Origin of the sequence: Tardiphaga sp. 172_B4_N1_3 (genome assembly GCF_052076035.1) — a bacterium.
GTDB lineage: Bacteria > Pseudomonadota > Alphaproteobacteria > Rhizobiales > Xanthobacteraceae > Tardiphaga > Tardiphaga robiniae.
On the sequence record NZ_CP197238.1, the window covers coordinates 4920670 to 4936717 of the forward strand.

Annotated in this window: 16 protein-coding genes; 10 read left to right on the forward strand and 6 right to left on the reverse strand. The window is 61.3% G+C overall.

What is annotated here, in order from left to right:
- Positions 1 to 104 precede the first annotated feature (104 nt).
- Both dapB and AB7783_RS23315 read left to right on the forward strand, forming a co-directional pair.
- Complete coding sequence (gene dapB, locus AB7783_RS23310; RefSeq protein WP_089263057.1) at positions 105 to 920, forward strand: 4-hydroxy-tetrahydrodipicolinate reductase; 816 nt, start codon at positions 105 to 107, stop codon at positions 918 to 920.
- Between the two features lie 22 nt (positions 921 to 942).
- The gene (locus tag AB7783_RS23315; RefSeq protein ID WP_441278904.1) at positions 943 to 1566 is read left to right on the forward strand and encodes a 2,3-bisphosphoglycerate-dependent phosphoglycerate mutase; all 624 of its coding nucleotides are present in this window, start codon (positions 943 to 945) and stop codon (positions 1564 to 1566) included.
- 26 nt (positions 1567 to 1592) lie between these two features.
- Here AB7783_RS23315 and AB7783_RS23320 read toward each other — a convergent pair whose 3' ends face one another.
- Complete coding sequence (locus tag AB7783_RS23320; RefSeq protein ID WP_441278905.1) at positions 1593 to 2384, reverse strand: alpha/beta fold hydrolase; 792 nt, start codon at positions 2382 to 2384, stop codon at positions 1593 to 1595.
- A 171-nt stretch (positions 2385 to 2555) separates the two neighbouring features.
- Here AB7783_RS23320 and AB7783_RS23325 point away from each other — a divergent pair, with 171 nt between their 5' ends.
- The 3 genes from AB7783_RS23325 (at position 2556) to AB7783_RS23335 (ending at position 6176) form a co-directional block, all read left to right on the forward strand.
- Complete coding sequence (locus tag AB7783_RS23325; protein ID WP_320446131.1) at positions 2556 to 3206, forward strand: GntR family transcriptional regulator; 651 nt, start codon at positions 2556 to 2558, stop codon at positions 3204 to 3206.
- Positions 3203 to 4732, forward strand: coding sequence for an aldehyde dehydrogenase (locus AB7783_RS23330; RefSeq protein WP_441278906.1), 1530 nt, complete (start codon positions 3203 to 3205; stop codon positions 4730 to 4732). Before AB7783_RS23325 ends, AB7783_RS23330 begins: the two co-directional genes overlap by 4 nt.
- Positions 4733 to 4808: 76 nt before the next feature.
- Complete coding sequence (locus AB7783_RS23335) at positions 4809 to 6176, forward strand: MFS transporter (RefSeq protein ID WP_441278907.1); 1368 nt, start codon at positions 4809 to 4811, stop codon at positions 6174 to 6176.
- A 43-nt stretch (positions 6177 to 6219) separates the two neighbouring features.
- Here the strand turns inward: AB7783_RS23335 and AB7783_RS23340 are convergent, their stop codons facing one another.
- Positions 6220 to 7101 carry a methylated-DNA--[protein]-cysteine S-methyltransferase gene (locus tag AB7783_RS23340; protein ID WP_441278908.1) on the reverse strand — a complete coding sequence of 294 codons (882 nt, stop codon included), beginning with the start codon at positions 7099 to 7101 and terminating at the stop codon, positions 6220 to 6222.
- 81 nt (positions 7102 to 7182) lie between these two features.
- A complete protein-coding gene (locus tag AB7783_RS23345) occupies positions 7183 to 7701 on the reverse strand; it encodes a DUF2244 domain-containing protein (protein ID WP_441278909.1) in 519 nt (172 codons plus the stop codon).
- A 22-nt stretch (positions 7702 to 7723) separates the two neighbouring features.
- Here AB7783_RS23345 and nth point away from each other — a divergent pair, with 22 nt between their 5' ends.
- Entirely contained in the window at positions 7724 to 8500 is a 777-nt protein-coding gene (gene nth / locus AB7783_RS23350; protein ID WP_441278910.1) for an endonuclease III, read from the forward strand.
- Here nth and AB7783_RS23355 read toward each other — a convergent pair.
- Positions 8497 to 9249 carry a sulfate transporter family protein gene (locus AB7783_RS23355; protein ID WP_441278911.1) on the reverse strand — a complete coding sequence of 251 codons (753 nt, stop codon included), beginning with the start codon at positions 9247 to 9249 and terminating at the stop codon, positions 8497 to 8499. The two genes, nth and AB7783_RS23355, sit on opposite strands and share 4 nt — an antisense overlap.
- Positions 9250 to 9389: 140 nt before the next feature.
- On the opposite strand from AB7783_RS23355, the gene AB7783_RS23360 reads away from it, so the two are divergent.
- Genes AB7783_RS23360 through AB7783_RS23370 form a run of 3 tightly spaced genes read left to right on the forward strand, consistent with a single transcriptional unit; the run spans position 9390 to position 12569 of the window.
- Positions 9390 to 10772 (forward strand): ABC transporter substrate-binding protein, encoded by a 1383-nt coding sequence (locus AB7783_RS23360; protein WP_089263039.1) that lies wholly within the window; start codon positions 9390 to 9392, stop codon positions 10770 to 10772.
- Positions 10773 to 10825: 53 nt separating this feature from the next.
- The gene (locus AB7783_RS23365; RefSeq protein WP_441278912.1) at positions 10826 to 11704 is read left to right on the forward strand and encodes a carbohydrate ABC transporter permease; all 879 of its coding nucleotides are present in this window, start codon (positions 10826 to 10828) and stop codon (positions 11702 to 11704) included.
- Between the two features lie 13 nt (positions 11705 to 11717).
- A complete protein-coding gene (locus tag AB7783_RS23370) occupies positions 11718 to 12569 on the forward strand; it encodes a carbohydrate ABC transporter permease (RefSeq protein WP_068730277.1) in 852 nt (283 codons plus the stop codon).
- Positions 12570 to 12578: 9 nt separating this feature from the next.
- On the opposite strand, the gene AB7783_RS23375 is transcribed toward AB7783_RS23370, so the two are convergent.
- Positions 12579 to 13466, reverse strand: coding sequence for a YiiX/YebB-like N1pC/P60 family cysteine hydrolase (locus AB7783_RS23375; RefSeq protein WP_120287707.1), 888 nt, complete (start codon positions 13464 to 13466; stop codon positions 12579 to 12581).
- A gap of 194 nt (positions 13467 to 13660) precedes the next feature.
- Here AB7783_RS23375 and AB7783_RS23380 point away from each other — a divergent pair, with 194 nt between their 5' ends.
- Complete coding sequence (locus tag AB7783_RS23380) at positions 13661 to 15064, forward strand: flavin monoamine oxidase family protein (protein ID WP_441278913.1); 1404 nt, start codon at positions 13661 to 13663, stop codon at positions 15062 to 15064.
- A 25-nt stretch (positions 15065 to 15089) separates the two neighbouring features.
- Here the strand turns inward: AB7783_RS23380 and AB7783_RS23385 are convergent, their stop codons facing one another.
- Positions 15090 to 16037: an MBL fold metallo-hydrolase gene (locus AB7783_RS23385; protein WP_441278914.1), complete on the reverse strand. Its 948-nt coding sequence runs from the start codon at positions 16035 to 16037 to the stop codon at positions 15090 to 15092.
- Positions 16038 to 16048: the final 11 nt, after the last annotated feature.

Genomic DNA, 16048 nt, shown 5'->3' on the forward strand with positions numbered 1-16048 from the left:
CATGTGTTTGATCTGATTGGTATCTAAGGACTTTAGGTACCGTGGGCGTGTTGCCGCCGTGGCAACGCGCCGCTATACCGCCTTGAGATACTGAGGATCGTTCAATGTCCGATATGAGACTGATCGTTGCTGGCGCCGGCGGCCGAATGGGCCGCGCGCTGATCCGCACCATCTCCGAAACCCCCGGCGCTGTCGTTTCCGGTGCGCTCGAGGCGCCCGGCTCGGAGCTGCTCGGACAGGATGCCGGCGTGCTCGCCGGCCTGCCCGAGAACGGCGTCAAACTCTCGGCCGACCTCTGGACGCTGTCGAAGGATGCCGATGGTATTCTTGATTTCACGGTGCCTGCGGCGACCATCGCCAATGTTGCGATCGCAGCCCAGCGCGGCCTCGTTCACGTGATCGGCACCACCGGCCTGTCGTCGTCGGACAACGCGGTGATCAAGAGCGTGACCGGTCAGGCCATCGTCGTGCAGTCGGGCAATATGAGCCTCGGCGTCAATCTGCTCGCCGCGTTGGTGAAGCGCGTTGCGCAGTCGCTCGATGACGGCTTCGACATCGAAGTGCTGGAGATGCATCACAAGGCCAAGATCGACGCGCCCTCGGGCACAGCTTTCATGCTGGGTCAGGCTGCTGCCGAGGGTCGCAAGATTCCGCTCGAGCAACATTCGGCGCGTGGCCGCGACGGGCTCACCGGCGCGCGCAAAACCGGCGATATCGGCTTTGCCTCGTTGCGCGGCGGTACTGTCGCTGGCGATCATACGGTGATCTTCGCCGGTCCCCATGAACGCATCGAGCTGTCGCACAAGGCCGAGGATCGCATGATCTTCGCCCATGGTGCGCTGAAGGCGGCGATGTGGGCGCATGGAAAAAAGCCAGGTTTGTACTCGATGGCTGACGTGCTCGGCCTTGGTGAAATGTAAGAAGAACGAAACGGAATTCTCGATGAACGAACGTCTTCTCGTCCTCGTCCGTCATGGACAGAGCGAATGGAATCTGAAGAACCTTTTCACCGGCTGGAAAGATCCTGATCTCACCGAGAAGGGCGTCGCAGAGGCCAAGGCAGCCGGCCGCAAGCTGAAGGCGCAGGGGCTGACCTTCGATGTCGCGTTCACCTCGGCGCTGACCCGCGCGCAGCACACGCTCAATCTCGCACTGGAAGAGATGGGCCAGACCGGCCTGCCGATCACGAAACATCTGGCGCTGAACGAGCGCGATTACGGTGATCTCTCCGGCCTTAATAAGGACGACGCCCGCGCCAAATGGGGCGAGGAGCAGGTCCATGTCTGGCGTCGTTCCTATGACGTGCCGCCGCCCGGTGGCGAGAGCCTGAAGGATACGCTGGCGCGCACGCTGCCGTATTTCGTGCAGGAAATCCTGCCCTGCGTGCTGCGCGGCGAACGCACGCTGGTAGCGGCCCACGGCAATTCGCTGCGTGCCCTGATCATGGTGCTGGAGAAGCTGACGCCGGAAGGCATTCTCGCCCGCGAACTCGCAACCGGCGTGCCGGTGATCTATCGGCTCAATGCCGATGCGACGGTGGCGTCGAAACTCGATCTGGCGGGTTGATCGACGCGCTCGGTTGCGTGGCGCGGCTAGCGCGCCATCGCAACCGACACGAAATCCGAGATCGCATCGAGAAAGACGTCCGGCTTCTGCAATTGCGGGACATGCGCGCAGCCCGGAAGCACGATCAGCCGTGCATCAGGTAGTCCGGCAGCAAGCTCTCTGGACATCGGTGGTGGCGTCGCTTCATCGTGCTCGCCGACCAGCACCAGCACCGGCACTTTGACGGTCCCGATCTCGGGGCGCAGGTCCAGCGTCGCCAGGGACTCGCAGGCACTCTGAAACACCTTGGGATCCGTGCGCAAAAAGGCCTCGCGTCGATCGCGCATCAGCTCCGGGTTCTGCTCCTGAAATTCGGCAGCGAACAAACGTCGCATCGCGACATCGGTAACCGCCGGCAATCCCTTGGTCGATGCGGCCGTCGCCATGTTGCGGAACGCCTCACGACCGGGTTCGGAAAACGCAGCGCCGCAATCGGCGAGAACCAGACGGCCTGCGATGCCGGGATGGCGGATCGCCATCTGCAAGGCAACGAAACCGCCATAGCCGTTACCGAGCACGATCGTGTCCGCGCCGTCGCCGCAGTCCCTGACGGCCTCCGCCACGCGGTCCGCCACCACGGCCAGTCCGCCGCTTACGGTGTCTGATCCCCCAAAACCCGGCAATTCGGGAACGATGACACGGTGGCTCTTGGCCAGCGAGGGCACGATGCTGTCGAAGCTTGCCCGGTCAGACAGCAGCGAGTGAAGCAGCACGATGGCCGGTCCTTCGCCGAATTGCGCTGCATTGACGGTGCCGTTTGCCAAGCGCCGATCTGCCATTTTTGCCTCTCCCGTCAAAAGCTTGCAGCCCGCAGCCTGATCGGCTGTCGCATCCGCCTATCCTGTTGTGTCCCGGACCGGAGCCTAAAAGCAAGTCCCCGATCGCGCAAATCTGACTTGACGTGATATTTCACGAGATGCATCTTCGTCGGAGAATCAGAGGAAATATCCGTGCTTCTTCGAGATAATGTCTACAATAGTCTCAGGTCTGATATCCTGATGTGTCGCTTTCTACCAGGCGATGATATGCGGGAGCAGGAGCTGGCGGAGCGCTATGCGGTCAGCCGCCAGCCCGTACGTGAGGCTTTGCTGCGGCTGGAGCGCGAGCATCTCGTGACGGTGCAGCCGCGCCAGGGTTATCGGGTCAATCCGATCTCGATCTCGGACGCCCGGGACCTGTTGCGGTTTCGCTATGCGGTCGAGCCGGCCTGTGTGTCGGAAGCGATCGAGCACGCCTCGGACAACATCCTGCGCGGATTGGACCAGTACAGGTCGTTCGACGGCTCGGCGGAAGATTTCATCGATTATAACCGCGCCTTCCACATCGCGCTGGCACAGGCGTCTGGCAACCGGCGCATGGCGTCGGCCGCGCGCGATCTGATCGAACAGGCCGACCGGCTGGTGCGCGTCAGCATCGCCAACGTCAAGGGCCGCGATCACATGCAGCTCGTGGGTGAGCACGTCAGCCTGATCGACGCCATGCAGCGCCGCGACCAGCGCGGCGCGGCGCGCATCATCAAGGCCCACATCGAGAAAACAGAAAAGCGCGTGCTGCCTGCCCTGGCGCGTAACGCGATCATTGTCGAAGGGAGAGATCTATGAACATTCCAGCCAAAACCGGCTCCATCGATGTCGAGATTCACGGCAACTTCGTAGACGGCCGCGAAGTCGAGGCCGGCAACGGCGAGATGATCGATGTGCGCAACCCGGCCACGGGCGACGTCATCGCGCGAATTCCCAATTCGACCGCAGTCGATATCGATCATGCCATGAAGAGCGCGCGTGCGGCGTTCGAAGGGCGCGCCTGGGGTGGCATGGATACACGTGCCCGTGCGCGCCTGATCAATAAGCTCGCCGATGCGTTCGAGGCCAACCTAGACACGCTATATCGGCTGGAAACGTTGAACAACGGCCGTCCAGTCAACGAGACACGTGCGCAGCTCTCGCGCCTCCCGGACTTCTTCCGCTACTTCGCGGGCGTCGCCCTGGCGCGGCGCGATTCCGTCATTCCGGTTGAAGGCGCGTATCTCAACTATACGCTGCGCACGCCGATCGGGATCGTGGCGAACTGTACGCCGTTCAATCATCCGCTGATGATCCTGTGCAAGTCGCTGGCTGCGGTTCTGGCCACCGGTTGCGTCACCGTCGTCAAGCCGTCGGAATATACGCCCCTGACCACGTTGAAGCTCGCGCAGATCTTCACCGAAGCCGGTCTGCCGCCGGGCGTATTTAATATCGTGCTCGGCTACGGCCCGAGCGCCGGCAAGATGCTGTCCGAACACCCTGACATCAACAAGCTGGTGCTGACCGGTGGCACTGAAGCGGGACGCATCGCTGGATCATCCGCGGCGAAAGTGTTCGCGCATCAGACCATGGAGCTCGGCGGCAAGACGCCTGTCATGGTGTTCGATGATTTCGATGTCGATCAGGCGGTCAATTACGCCGCTTTCGGCGCCTTCATCGGTGCCGGCCAGACTTGCGTCTGCGCTTCCAGGCATATCGTGCAGGCCTCGGTCTACGACGAGTTCGTAGCGAAGCTGCAGGCCAAGACGAAGTCTATCCGTATCGGCGATCCGTTCGATCCCAACACGCAGCTCGGCCCGGTGATCTCGGCGCGCCAGCGTGACCGCGTGCTGTCCTATGCACGTTTCGGTCACGAGGATGGCGCCCGGCTGGTCGCTGGTGGCGTTGCGGCAAAGATAGCCGGTCACGAAAACGGGTTCTTCGTGGAGCCCACGGTGTTCGCGGATGTTCGGTCGGACATGCGCATCTTCCAGGAAGAGGTGTTCGGTCCGTTCACCTCTGTCACGCCGTTCAAGGACGAGGCCGATGCGTTGCGTCTGGCCAATGATTCCCCGTTCGGGCTTGCAGCGGCCATTCGCACCCGTGATGTCGCGCGCGCGCATCGCGTCGCTGGCCGCGTCAAGGCGGGGATCGTCTGGATCAATGATCATCATCGCCTCGATCCTGCATCGCCCTGGGGCGGCGTGGACGACAGTGGCATCGGCCGTGAATGCGGCACCGAAAGCTTCGATGATCACTTCAACACCAAGAGCGTGATGGTGGCGACGGGCGATGGCCCGTTCGACTGGTATCGCGACACGGCGGGGCAGAAGCGACTGAACTAGAGCAAAGCGATCGCCAACAGATCCCCCACAGAGGGACGGCGCTAATCGATATGGAAACAAACAGGGAGAGACGACGATGCCGACATCAGTAAATGCGGGCGGCCGGTTGGACCGGCTGCCGATCGGACCGTTCCACTACCGCATCATGACGTTGATCGGGATTGGAATGTTCTTCGACGGCTTTGACATCTATATCGCGGGAACAGTGCTGGGCGTGACGCTCAAGAGCGGCTTCTCGACACTCGCGGAGAACGCGCTGTTCATTTCGGCGACGTTCTTCGGAATGATGCTCGGCTCGTTCGGTACCGGCTTTCTCGGCGATCGCTACGGCCGTCGCTTCTCCTATCAGTTCAATCTGTTGCTGTTCGGCGTGGCATCGCTTGCGGCGGCATTCGCACCAAACATGACCATCCTGATCCTGTGCCGCTTCGTGATGGGCCTCGGACTCGGTGCCGAAAACGTGGTCGGCTACTCGACGATGACCGAGTTCGTTCCCGCGCGTTCGCGCGGCAAGTATCTGGGGCTGATGGCCGTCTGCGTCGTCAGTGGTCTGCCGGTAGCGCTACTGGTGGCCTCGTTCGTGGTGCCGATGTTCGGATGGCGCGCCATGTTCGTACTCGGCGGCATCGGTGCGCTGGTGGTCTGGTACATGCGCAAGAACCTGCCGGAGTCGCCGCGCTGGCTCGAGGCCGTCGGCCGCCGCGAGGAGGCAGAGGCGCTCATGCAGAAGATCGAGAGTGAGGCCGCCCAAGGCAAGCCGCTGCCGCCGGTGACCACGGTCCCGACCTTGCAGGCGTCCGGCCAGCTGTCGTCGCTATTCGCGCCCCCACTGCTGTCGCGTATGATCGTCGGTTCGATCTGCCTGATCACCATCAACACATTGCTGTATGGCTTCGTGACCTGGCTGCCGGTGTTCTTCATCAAACAGGGATTGAGTGTCGCCACGTCGTTCAGTTACTCGCTGCTGATGGCGCTGGGTGCTCCGGTCGGCTCGGCCATCGGCGCGCTGACGGCCGACCGTTGGGGCCGCAAGCCGACCATCATCGGTTCGTCGCTGATCGCGGTGGTGTTGGGCATCATCTATCCGATGATTTCCGATCCGCTTCTGCTGCCAGCGGTCGGTTTCGCGCTCACAATCCCGATCTATGTGCTGGTTGCGTTGCTGTTCGGCATCTATATCCCCGAACTATTCCCCACCGAAGTGCGCTTGCGGGCGTCGGGGATCGTCAACACGCTGGGGCGCGGCGCAACCATCGTGACGCCGTTCTTGGTGGTGACCCTGTTCGAGGCGCGCGGCGTTGCAGGCGTAATGGCGCTGATGATCGGATTGCTGGTGCTGCAGATCATCACGGTGTGGGCGTTCGGCATTGAGCCACGGAACCGCAGCCTTGAAGAAATGAAGACCGACGAATCCTCAGCGCCCGTGCTGAAGGAAGCGTCTTAGTCGTTCAGTCCAATGGGTCGCAGGAAACTGCGGCCCATTGCTGCTAATTCGCTCCCACCTGTCCGGCTTCCCAGCCGATCATGGCCTGCTTCCGTGTAATGCCCCAATGATAACCCGTCAGCGCGCCGGATTTACCGAGCGCGCGATGGCACGGCACCACGAAGGAAATCGGGTTCTTGCCCACGGCCGCGCCGACGGCGCGTGAGGCCTTCGGGTTGTCGATCTTGCAGGCGATATCCGAATAGCTGACCGCACGACCCATCGGGATCTTCAGCAGCGTTTCCCAGACGCGGACTTCGAAATCCGTCCCGATCAACACCACCCGCAGCGGCTGGTCCGGGCGCCACAGCTTGCTGTCGAAGATGCGCTGCGCCAGTCCGGCCGTGCCGGGAGTGTCCTCAATCAATGTGGCCGCCGGCCAGCGCCGGCTCATGTCGGCGAAAGCGCGCTGTTCGTCGCCGGGATCGGAGAAAGCGAGACCCGCAAGGCCGCGGTCGCTGGCGATCACGATGGCGGTTCCGAACGGCGAGGAATGGAAGCCATAACGCAGCTCCATGCCGGCGCCGCCGGTTTTCCATTCTCCGGGTGACATCGCTTCATGGGTTACGAAGAGATCGTGCAGCCGGCCCGGGCCGGAAAGGCCTGAGTCGAGCGCGGCGTCGAGGACGCTGGCGGAATCGCGCAGCAGGTGCTTGGCGTGGTCGAGCGTCAGCGCCTGCATGAACGCTTTCGGTGTCAGTCCCGCCCAGCGGCGGAACAGGTGATGCAACTCGTCCGGCGTCACGCTCGCGGCATCCGCCACGGCCTCGATGTTCGGCTGGTCCCGCCACTGCGAGTGCATGAAGCCGATGGCACGGCGCACGGAATCGTAATCGCGCAGGGCCGCGTCGCGCTGGCCCGGCTTGATCGGGCGATGCTCAGTCATCGCTAGGTCTCTGGCAAGATTCATCATGATATCGATGTAGGCCTGCCCCGGTGCGCAAACCACCCGTTTCCCGATTGATCATCAGCTCACCGGATTATAGGTCTGGCCGCGTTTGGCGGCCTGTAGCGCTTCCATCAAGGCTTTGATGAAGCTCGCCTTTTCCTCCGCGCCGAGGAACCGTGCGATCGACACCCGACGGCCGCGCGACACCAGAAAAAGCTGCTCGATGCCGAATTCGGCGTGGCACACCTGATCGATCTGCACCCAGAGCGGATTGAATGCCCATTCCACGACGTCGCCTGATGGGCTGACCCGGCGCACACGGATTTCCGACGGCGTGACCGTGATCTCTTCGGTGGCCCTGGCGCGTCTGTCGTAGATCTTGAAGGCGATATAGATCGCCAGCAGGTCGAGGCCGAAAAAGCCGAGCACCGGCCATGCGCCCATCAACAGGAAGGCCATCCCCGCGCCGAACGAGACCATGCTGATGAAACCCATGAGCACGAGGAAGCCCTTGCGACCCAGCGCGTGATGCGGACGCAGCAGCGCGCTGAACAGCATCGGTTCCGGCGGGACGTCAAAGTCGTTGCCTGATGTCATGGTCCCTCAGTATATCCCTTTGATGCCGAAAATCACCCGCAAGCTCGCCGCCAGCGCAAAGTCCAGTCCTGCAAAGAAGGTTGTAGCGAAAGCGGTAAAGGCGCCTGCGAAGAAGGTCGCCAAGCCGAAGCCCATCAAGCTGAAACCCATCAAGTTGAAGCCTTGGACCAAAGCCCAGGTCCATGAAGCCTTCTCGCGCTTCCGCAAGGCTAATCCCGAGCCCAAGGGCGAGCTCGAACATCTCAATCCCTACACATTGCTGGTTGCAGTGGTGTTGTCCGCGCAGGCGACTGACGCCGGCGTCAACAAGGCGACGCGCGCGCTGTTTCCCATCGCCGATACGCCGCAGAAAATGATTGATCTCGGCGAAGAGGCGGTGCGGGACTATATCAAGACAATTGGACTCTACCGCACCAAGGCGAAGAACGTCATCGCGCTGTCGGAAAAACTGATCCGCGAATTCGGCGGCGTCGTGCCGCGCACCCGCGCCGAAATCGAGTCGTTACCGGGGGCGGGGCGCAAGACAGCCAATGTCGTGCTCAACATGGCGTTTGGCGAGCACACGATGGCTGTGGACACCCATGTCTTCCGCGTCGGCAATCGCACCAACATGGCGCCGGGCAAGAACGTGCTCGACGTGGAGCTGGAGCTGGAGCGCGTGATCCCGCACGAGTTCATGCTGCATGCCCATCATTGGCTCATCCTGCACGGCCGCTATACGTGCCTCGCGCGCAAGCCGCGCTGCGAGGTATGTCTGATCAACGATCTGTGCCAGTGGCCGGAGAAGACGGTGGTCTAGGCGACCGGCATCTTCGTCACGCGACCCGGCTCGATCAACTCCGGTCGTGGTCCGCTCAATCGCTTGTGCATATGGACCATGAAGGTCATGCCGAACAGCGGTGTGGCCAGGTTGACGATCGGGATCGAGACGAAGGCTGCGATGAACAGCCCGGCGGTGAACACCGTCGCCGCATGCTGCTTGCGCATCGCCTTGGCGTCCGCCGGCGAGCGGAACCGCATGGCGGCCAGTTCGAAATATTCGCGGCCGAGCAGCCACGCTGTGGCGATGAAGAAGACAACGAAACCAATGCCGGCGAAGAATACGAAGGGCAGCGCGATCAGATAGACCGCGATGGTCAGCAGCGCGGTCTTGCCGCCTTCGGTGATCGCGAGCCCGAACGGCAATGCGACGCCGACCCGCTCCGCGGGATAGTGCTCGCGCTCGACGATATCGGCAACATCATCGACGAACACGCTGGCGACCAGTGACGTAATCGCCGGCATCAGAAAGATTGCGCCGGCGACGACGCCGAGACCTGCGGCAATCGACAAGGTCCAGGACAACACATTGATCATCGTGTGGTAGTCCGACCCGATCGTGCTTTCGGCCCAGACGCCGCCCGAAGTGGCAGCCCAGTTCAACAACCGCTGCATGCCGATTGCCAGGACAGTGATTAAAACCAGGGCAAGTCCGATCGACTTCCACAGGATGCTGCGCATCGGCGGTGAAAGAATTTGCGATAGCGCCTTGGCGGCAGCGACAAGCATCCGATTTTCTCCTTGCAATCACGAAGACGTAACCCTTGCGAAGTTGTCAGACAAGTGCAGCGCAGCATCGACTTCTTCACTGGACGGATAAATAGAAAGAGGTAGTCTCAAGAAAAACAATCATCAGGGAGGACGACGTCTTGATCACCAAGGGTACCCGTGCGCTTGTTTTCGCCACTGCCGCTTCCGGCTTGTTTCTGACCGCAGCGCCCGCCTTCGCGCAGCAAAGCATCACCGTCTGGTTCAGCAAGGGGTTTTATAAGTCTGAAGATGAATCGCTGCTGGCGGCGATCAAGAAGTTCGAAGACAAAACCAAGATCAAGGTCGAACTCTCGCAATATGCCATACAGGACATGATCCCGAAGACCGTGGCTGCGCTGGATTCCGGTACGCCGCCGGATGTCGCCTATGCCGACACCTACGATGTGCAGGCATCCGGCAAATGGGCCTTCGAAGGCAAGCTGGAAGATATCACCGACATCCTAAAGCCGATGATGGATAAATTCGCGCCGAATACGGTCGAGACGGCCTATCTGATGAACGGCCAGACCAAGAAGAAGGCGTATTACGGCTTTCCGCTGAAGCAGCAGTCGATGCATGTGGAGATCTGGAGCGATCTGCTCGAGCAGGCCGGCTACAAGATCAGCGATATTCCCAAGGACTGGAAGGGCTATTGGTCGTTCTGGTGCGATAAGGTCCAGCCGGCCTATCGCAAGGCGTCAGGCAGCCGTGCCTATGGTGTCGGCCAGCCGATGGGCGTGGAGTCCACGGACTCGCTGCAATCGTTCTACACCTTCATGGATGCCTATAACGTCAAGTTGGTGGACGACGATGGCAAGCTTCTGGTGGACGACCCCAAGGTCAAGGAAGGTCTGATCGGCGCGCTCAGGGACTATACCGACACCTATATCAAGGGCTGCACGCCGCCATCCTCGACGACGTGGAAGGACCCCGACAACAATGTCGCCTTCCACAACAAGAGCATCATCATGACCCACAACTTCACGATTTCGATCGCGGCGAAGTGGTTCGAGGATTCGCAAAACCAGACGTTGACGCCGGAGCAGCGCGCGGCCGGCAAGAAGGCCTATGAAGAGACGATCGTTACGGCATCGTTCCCGCTAAAGCCGGACGGCACGCCGATCAAGTATCGCTCAGACGTGAAGACGGGGATGATCTTCTCGCAGTCGAAGAACAAGGCGGGCGCCAAGGAATTCGTCAAGTTCCTGATGGAAGAGGAAAACCTTGGCCCCTATGTCGAAGGTGCGCTGGGTCGCTGGTTCCCGGTGACCAAGGCCGGACAGGCAAGCCCGTTCTGGCAGGCCGACAAGCATCGCAAGGCGGTCTACACCCAGTTCACGGGAGGCACCTCGTCGTTCGATTTCGTGAAGAACTACAAGTTCACGATCCTCAATAACGAGAACGTCTGGGCCAAGGCGATGAACCGCGTGGTCAGCGAGAAGGTGCCGGTCGAGAAGGCCGTCGATGAGTTGATCGCCCGCATCAAGGAAATCGCGGGTTAGTCCGAGACAAAGCCGGCCGCCCCTCGCGGCCGGCTTTTGCAATGGTGTACAGCATGGCCACGATCACCTATCCCGCTCCCGCCGATACGCTGCCACGCCGGCCATGGTCGGCCCGCCTGACGACGCCGCAGGTCTGGGGCGTCGTGATGATCGCGCCCTATCTGCTCGTGTTCGCCGCCTTCGTGGTCTATCCGATCGGTTATGGCTTGTGGCTGGCGCGGCACCCGGCGAGTTACGTCGCGCTCTATAACGATCCGGTATTCGCGCGCGCCGTCGTCAACACGCTGATCTTCCTGATTATCGGCATCAATGTGAAGATGCTGATCGCTCTGTTTCTGTCCGGCTTCTTCGTGCAGTCACGGACATGGATACGCTGGCTGTCGGTACTGTTCATCCTGCCTTGGGCGGTGCCGTCGATCCCGACCATCCTGTCGGTGCGCTTCATGTTCAATCCCGAATGGGGCGTGGTCAATAATCTGATCTTCAAGTTTACCGGCGAGGATGGGCCCAACTGGCTGAACGATCCCGCCATCGGCCTGACGCTGGCGATCATGGTCCACATCTGGAAGTCGCTGCCGTTCTGGACGCTGATCCTGATGACAGGACGTCTGGCAATCTCGACGGACATGTTCGAGGCCGCCGATGTGGACGGCGCCAGCTGGTGGCAGAAATTCCGCTTCATTACCTGGCCATCGATGCAGACGCTGTATCTCACCTGCACGCTGCTTTCGATGATCTGGACGCTCGGCGACTTCAACAGCGTCTATCTGTTGACGGGAGGCGGGCCAGCGGATCTCACTCATGTTCTGTCCACATTGGGGATTCGCTATCTCCGCCTCGATCAGCTCGACATGTCGATGGCATCCATCGTTTGCGCGATGCCGCTTGTGCTGCCGCTGGTCTATTTCATGATGAAACGGCTCTCTCGATGAAGAGGTTCACCCGATGAGAGTGCCAACGCTACGAGAAGTCGGCACCGAAGCGCGGTTGCTGCTGATCGGCATTCCCGTGCTGATCTGGACGTTGATTCCGATCTACCACATGTTCCTGTTCGCGATCTCGCCGAAGCAGGATGCGTTCGCGGGCAAGTTGTGGCCCGACCATCCGACGCTGAACAATTTCAGAATCGTGTTCAATCAGCAGCACTATTTCCTGCGCGATTTCTGGGCGCAGTTCCTGAACTCGGTCGTCATCGCGGTGGCGGTCGGTGCGCTGACGCTGGTGATTGCGACATCGGCGGCCTTTGCGATCAGTCGCCTGCGCGTCCGCGGCGGCCGAACGGTGATGAACATGGCGCTGTTCACCTATTTCATTCCCGCCGCATTCCTCGCTGTGCCAATGTATCGCACCATGGGCAATTACGGCCTGCTCAACAATCACTGGTCGCTGATCCTGGCGATGGTGACCATTGCTTCGCCCTATGCGATCTGGGTGCTCAAGCAGGCGTCGGACAAGCTGCCGCTCGAGCTCGACGAAGCCGCCATCATGGACGGCGCGACGCCGCTGCAACTGTTTCGGATGGTCTATGTGCCGCTGATGTTGCCATCGCTGGTCGCGATCGGGACTTATGCGCTGCTGCTCGCCTGGAACGAATATCTCTACGCCTTCCTGCTGCTGTCCAAGGATACCGAGATCACGCTACCCGTCGCGCTCGGCAACTTCCTGGCCGCTGATGACTCGCCCTGGGAATTGCTGATGACCACGGGCTTTATTTACGCGCTACCACCAGCCGCAGTGTATTACGCCTTTCGGCGCTACATGGTCGGCGGACTCACAGCGGGCGCGGTCAAGTCTTGAAGTGGCGGATCAGGCGATAAGCCTGATCCGAGGCCTGCTCACGTCTTCGTCAGCCACTTCCGCTTCCGTGTCAGTCGTCTCAGGAATGAGCGTCGGCGTGCCGAAGACGTCCGGAAATGGATCGAAAGTGCCCGCCACCTCCCGGAGCGGCTTTTGTTTGTCGGCCCAATGCAATGCCGTGTAGTCGAATCCGAGTTCAATGGTCGGCTTCACCACTTCGAAATAGGGCGAGATATCGAAATCCCTGGGCATATACAGCGATGAATCGCGGATGTGCAGAATCTCGCGACGGGCCTGGCGGCTACCGGCGCGGGTGATTTTCGGCAGAATCGGATAGCGCACGGCATCGAAAGCCTGCGCGATCAATGCCGAGCAGATGATCTTGGTGGGATCGCCGGAGCCGAAAGCGATCATGCGCCGCCGCCAGCGCTGCGGTATTGGCAGCGGGATCAGGAAGCGCATCAGGTCGAGAATGTTCTTGGTGTCGTAACCAAAGCCAATCCGGTTGATGGCGTAGCGACACACAGTGGTGCGGTCCTCGTAGGACAGACCGACCGGGCGGCACAGGCGGGTGTGGAACGGATAATATTTCGACAGCGGTGCCGAGGTGACACCTTCGCCGATATTGGCCTCGATCAGCACATGCGGCTCGCCGTTCGGCTCTGCAGCACCATCGATTGGGCCGACATAGAGCGCGGCATGCGACCAGGTCGATTGCGTGAGATATTTGATGATGCCGGAGACGCGGTTGTTGCCTTCGACCAGCAGCACGTCACCTTCCTCGATGATACCGCGCAGGCGTTCGGGGTCGCTCGGCGTGAATGGCTCGTAGCCGGGCAGCTCCTTCTGCAGATATTTCGCGATCAGTTTCCCGACCGTATCGAGCATGAGGCCCATGATCGTGACTCCCCCAGCGCGGTTCATGTCGACCGCTTTCCCTGGCTCCATCATGGTCGAGAGCCATTGCAATTTGGTTCATGCCCGCGCGGCGCTGGTGACGATTCATTCACCACGACGGTTGCCGCACACCCTCGAATACGGCAAGGTTCGCGAGACGTTCTCATGCATCATAAAATTTCGGAAACCATGTCATGACGATTTCACGCCGAGATTTCCTGTCGGCGTCCGCAGCATTGACACTTGTGCCGCTGTTCGGCGCAAGGACATTGGCCGCGTCGCTGCCGCGGGATGCTGACATTGTCGTGATTGGCGCGGGCGCTGCGGGCATCGCTGCGGCGCGTCGTATCCAGGCGGCCAATCGCAAGGTGATCGTGGTCGAGGCCTCCAGCCGGATTGGCGGACGGTGCATGACAGACGCGACAAGTTTCGACGCCCCGTTCGATCGCGGCGCGCGCTGGCTGCACACGCCGGAAACCAACGCAGTGGTGAAGCTTGCCCGGCCGGTGGGAATTGATGTCGCGCCATCGCCGCCGAGCCAGAAGCTACGTATCGGCCGTCGCAATGCCCGCGCCGGCGAGACCGAGGAATTGCTCGCTGCGGTCGTGCGGGCCAATCGCGCCATCGACGAAGCAGCGCGCCGTGCCGACATCTCCTGCGCCGCGGCGCTGCCGAAGGACCTCGGGGACTGGGCGGGCACGATCGATTTCGTGCTCGGGGCCTATGCGACCGGCAAGGACCTCAAGGATCTCTCGACGCTGGATCTCTCGCGCGCGCAGGATCGCGCCATCGATGTTGCCACGCGCCAGGGGCTCGGGGCGTTGATGGGCAAGCTCGGCGAGGCCGTTCCGGTGGCGCTGTCGACCCCTGCGACGCGCGTGACCTGGAGCGGACGCGACATCGGCATTGAGACGGCGTCAGGGCGCATTGCGGCGCGGGCGGTGATCATCACCGCATCAAGCAATGTGTTGTCGTCGGGGACAATCAAGTTCACGCCGGAACTGCCAAAGCGGCAGCTCGACGCGGCGGCAAAACTCAGCCTCGGCAGCTATGACCGTATCGCGCTACAGTTTACTGGCAATCCGCTCGGGCTGGGTCGCGATGAGCTGATGGTCGAACAAAGCACGAGCACACGTACCGGTGCACTGTTTGCGAACATTGGCGGGTCATCGCTGTGTACCGTCGATGTCGCGGGCGCATTCGGCCGCGACCTTGCAACTCAGGGCGAGGCCGCGATGGTGGCTTTCGCCGTTGAATGGCTGACGAAGCTGTTCGGCTCCGATATCAAACCGGCGATCAAGCGTTCTGCAACGACGCGCTGGGATACGATGCCATTCGTGCTCGGAGCCATGTCGGGGGCCGCACCGGGTGGCCAGGCCTCGCGCCGCGTATTGGCTGAGCCTATGGGCAATCTGTTCCTTGCCGGCGAAGCCACGCACGAAACATTGTGGGGCACGGTCGATGGCGCATGGGAAAGCGGCGAGCGCGCAGCAGAGGCGGCGCTCAAGAAGATCGGCGCAATGAAAGAGCCGGAACCAGACAAGCCGGTGCGGACGAAGCAGCGGCGGCAGCGGTCGAGCGGAGCGGGGTTGGAGTAGCCGCGACGTGAGGCTGCTATTGGCGCTACACCGGTAGCGCCAGCTGCATCAGATCTTTGGCCACGATGATCTTGCCGGAAAAATTCTTTCGCACGCCCGAGATCCAGTCCTCGTCGGTGACTTCGGGATCGTCGCCCGGCACGAAGTGGCTGAGCACCAGCACCTTCACGCCAGCCGCGGCGGCGATGCGGCCGACATCCTCGGTGGTGGTGTGGCTTTCCATCAAATGCTTTTTCAGCGTTGCGCCGTTCTTCGTCTTGATCACCAGCCGGTCAACAGCGGGCACGTAAAGTGCCTCATGCACCAGCACGTCCGCTCCCTTGGCGAACTCTGCTAGCCTCGGGTTGTAAGCGGTGTCGCTGGAGAACACGATGACGCCGTCGGGCGTCTCGAATTTGTAGGCGAAGCTGTCGACGATCGGCGGATGCGGAGTGCGGAAGGCTGTCACCTTGACGTCGACGGTCTGCAGCACCACGCCATCCTCGGTGATATCCTTGGCAACGAGCAACGGCCGCGGATCGGGGCGGCCTTCATCTTCGATGCGGGTATCAACGTCGAATTTGTTCAACTCCCAGTAAGTCCGGGTCATTGCCTCGATGCCCTTGGGACCAAACGAGTGGATCGGCGTCGAGAGGCCTGCGGCCCAAGCATTGTAGAACAAGTTGCCGTATTCCAGATTGTGATCGGAATGGTGGTGGCTGATGAAGATATACTTCACCGAGGGAAGCGGCACGCCGGCATTGACCAGTTGCCGGCCGACGCCCATGCCGCAATCGATCACGAATGGCGTGTCGTTGACCACAACGAGATTGGCTGGATTGGATGCACCGACGCCGACGCGTGGGCCGCCCTTGGTGCCGAGAAATATGATCCTGGTGCGCGGTTTTGCCGGCGTCTGCGCCAGCGCGGGGCGCGCCGCGAAGACCATGGCGCCGGCAGCGGCAAACTTCAGCATGTCGCGGCGATCGATCATGGTCGTCTCCC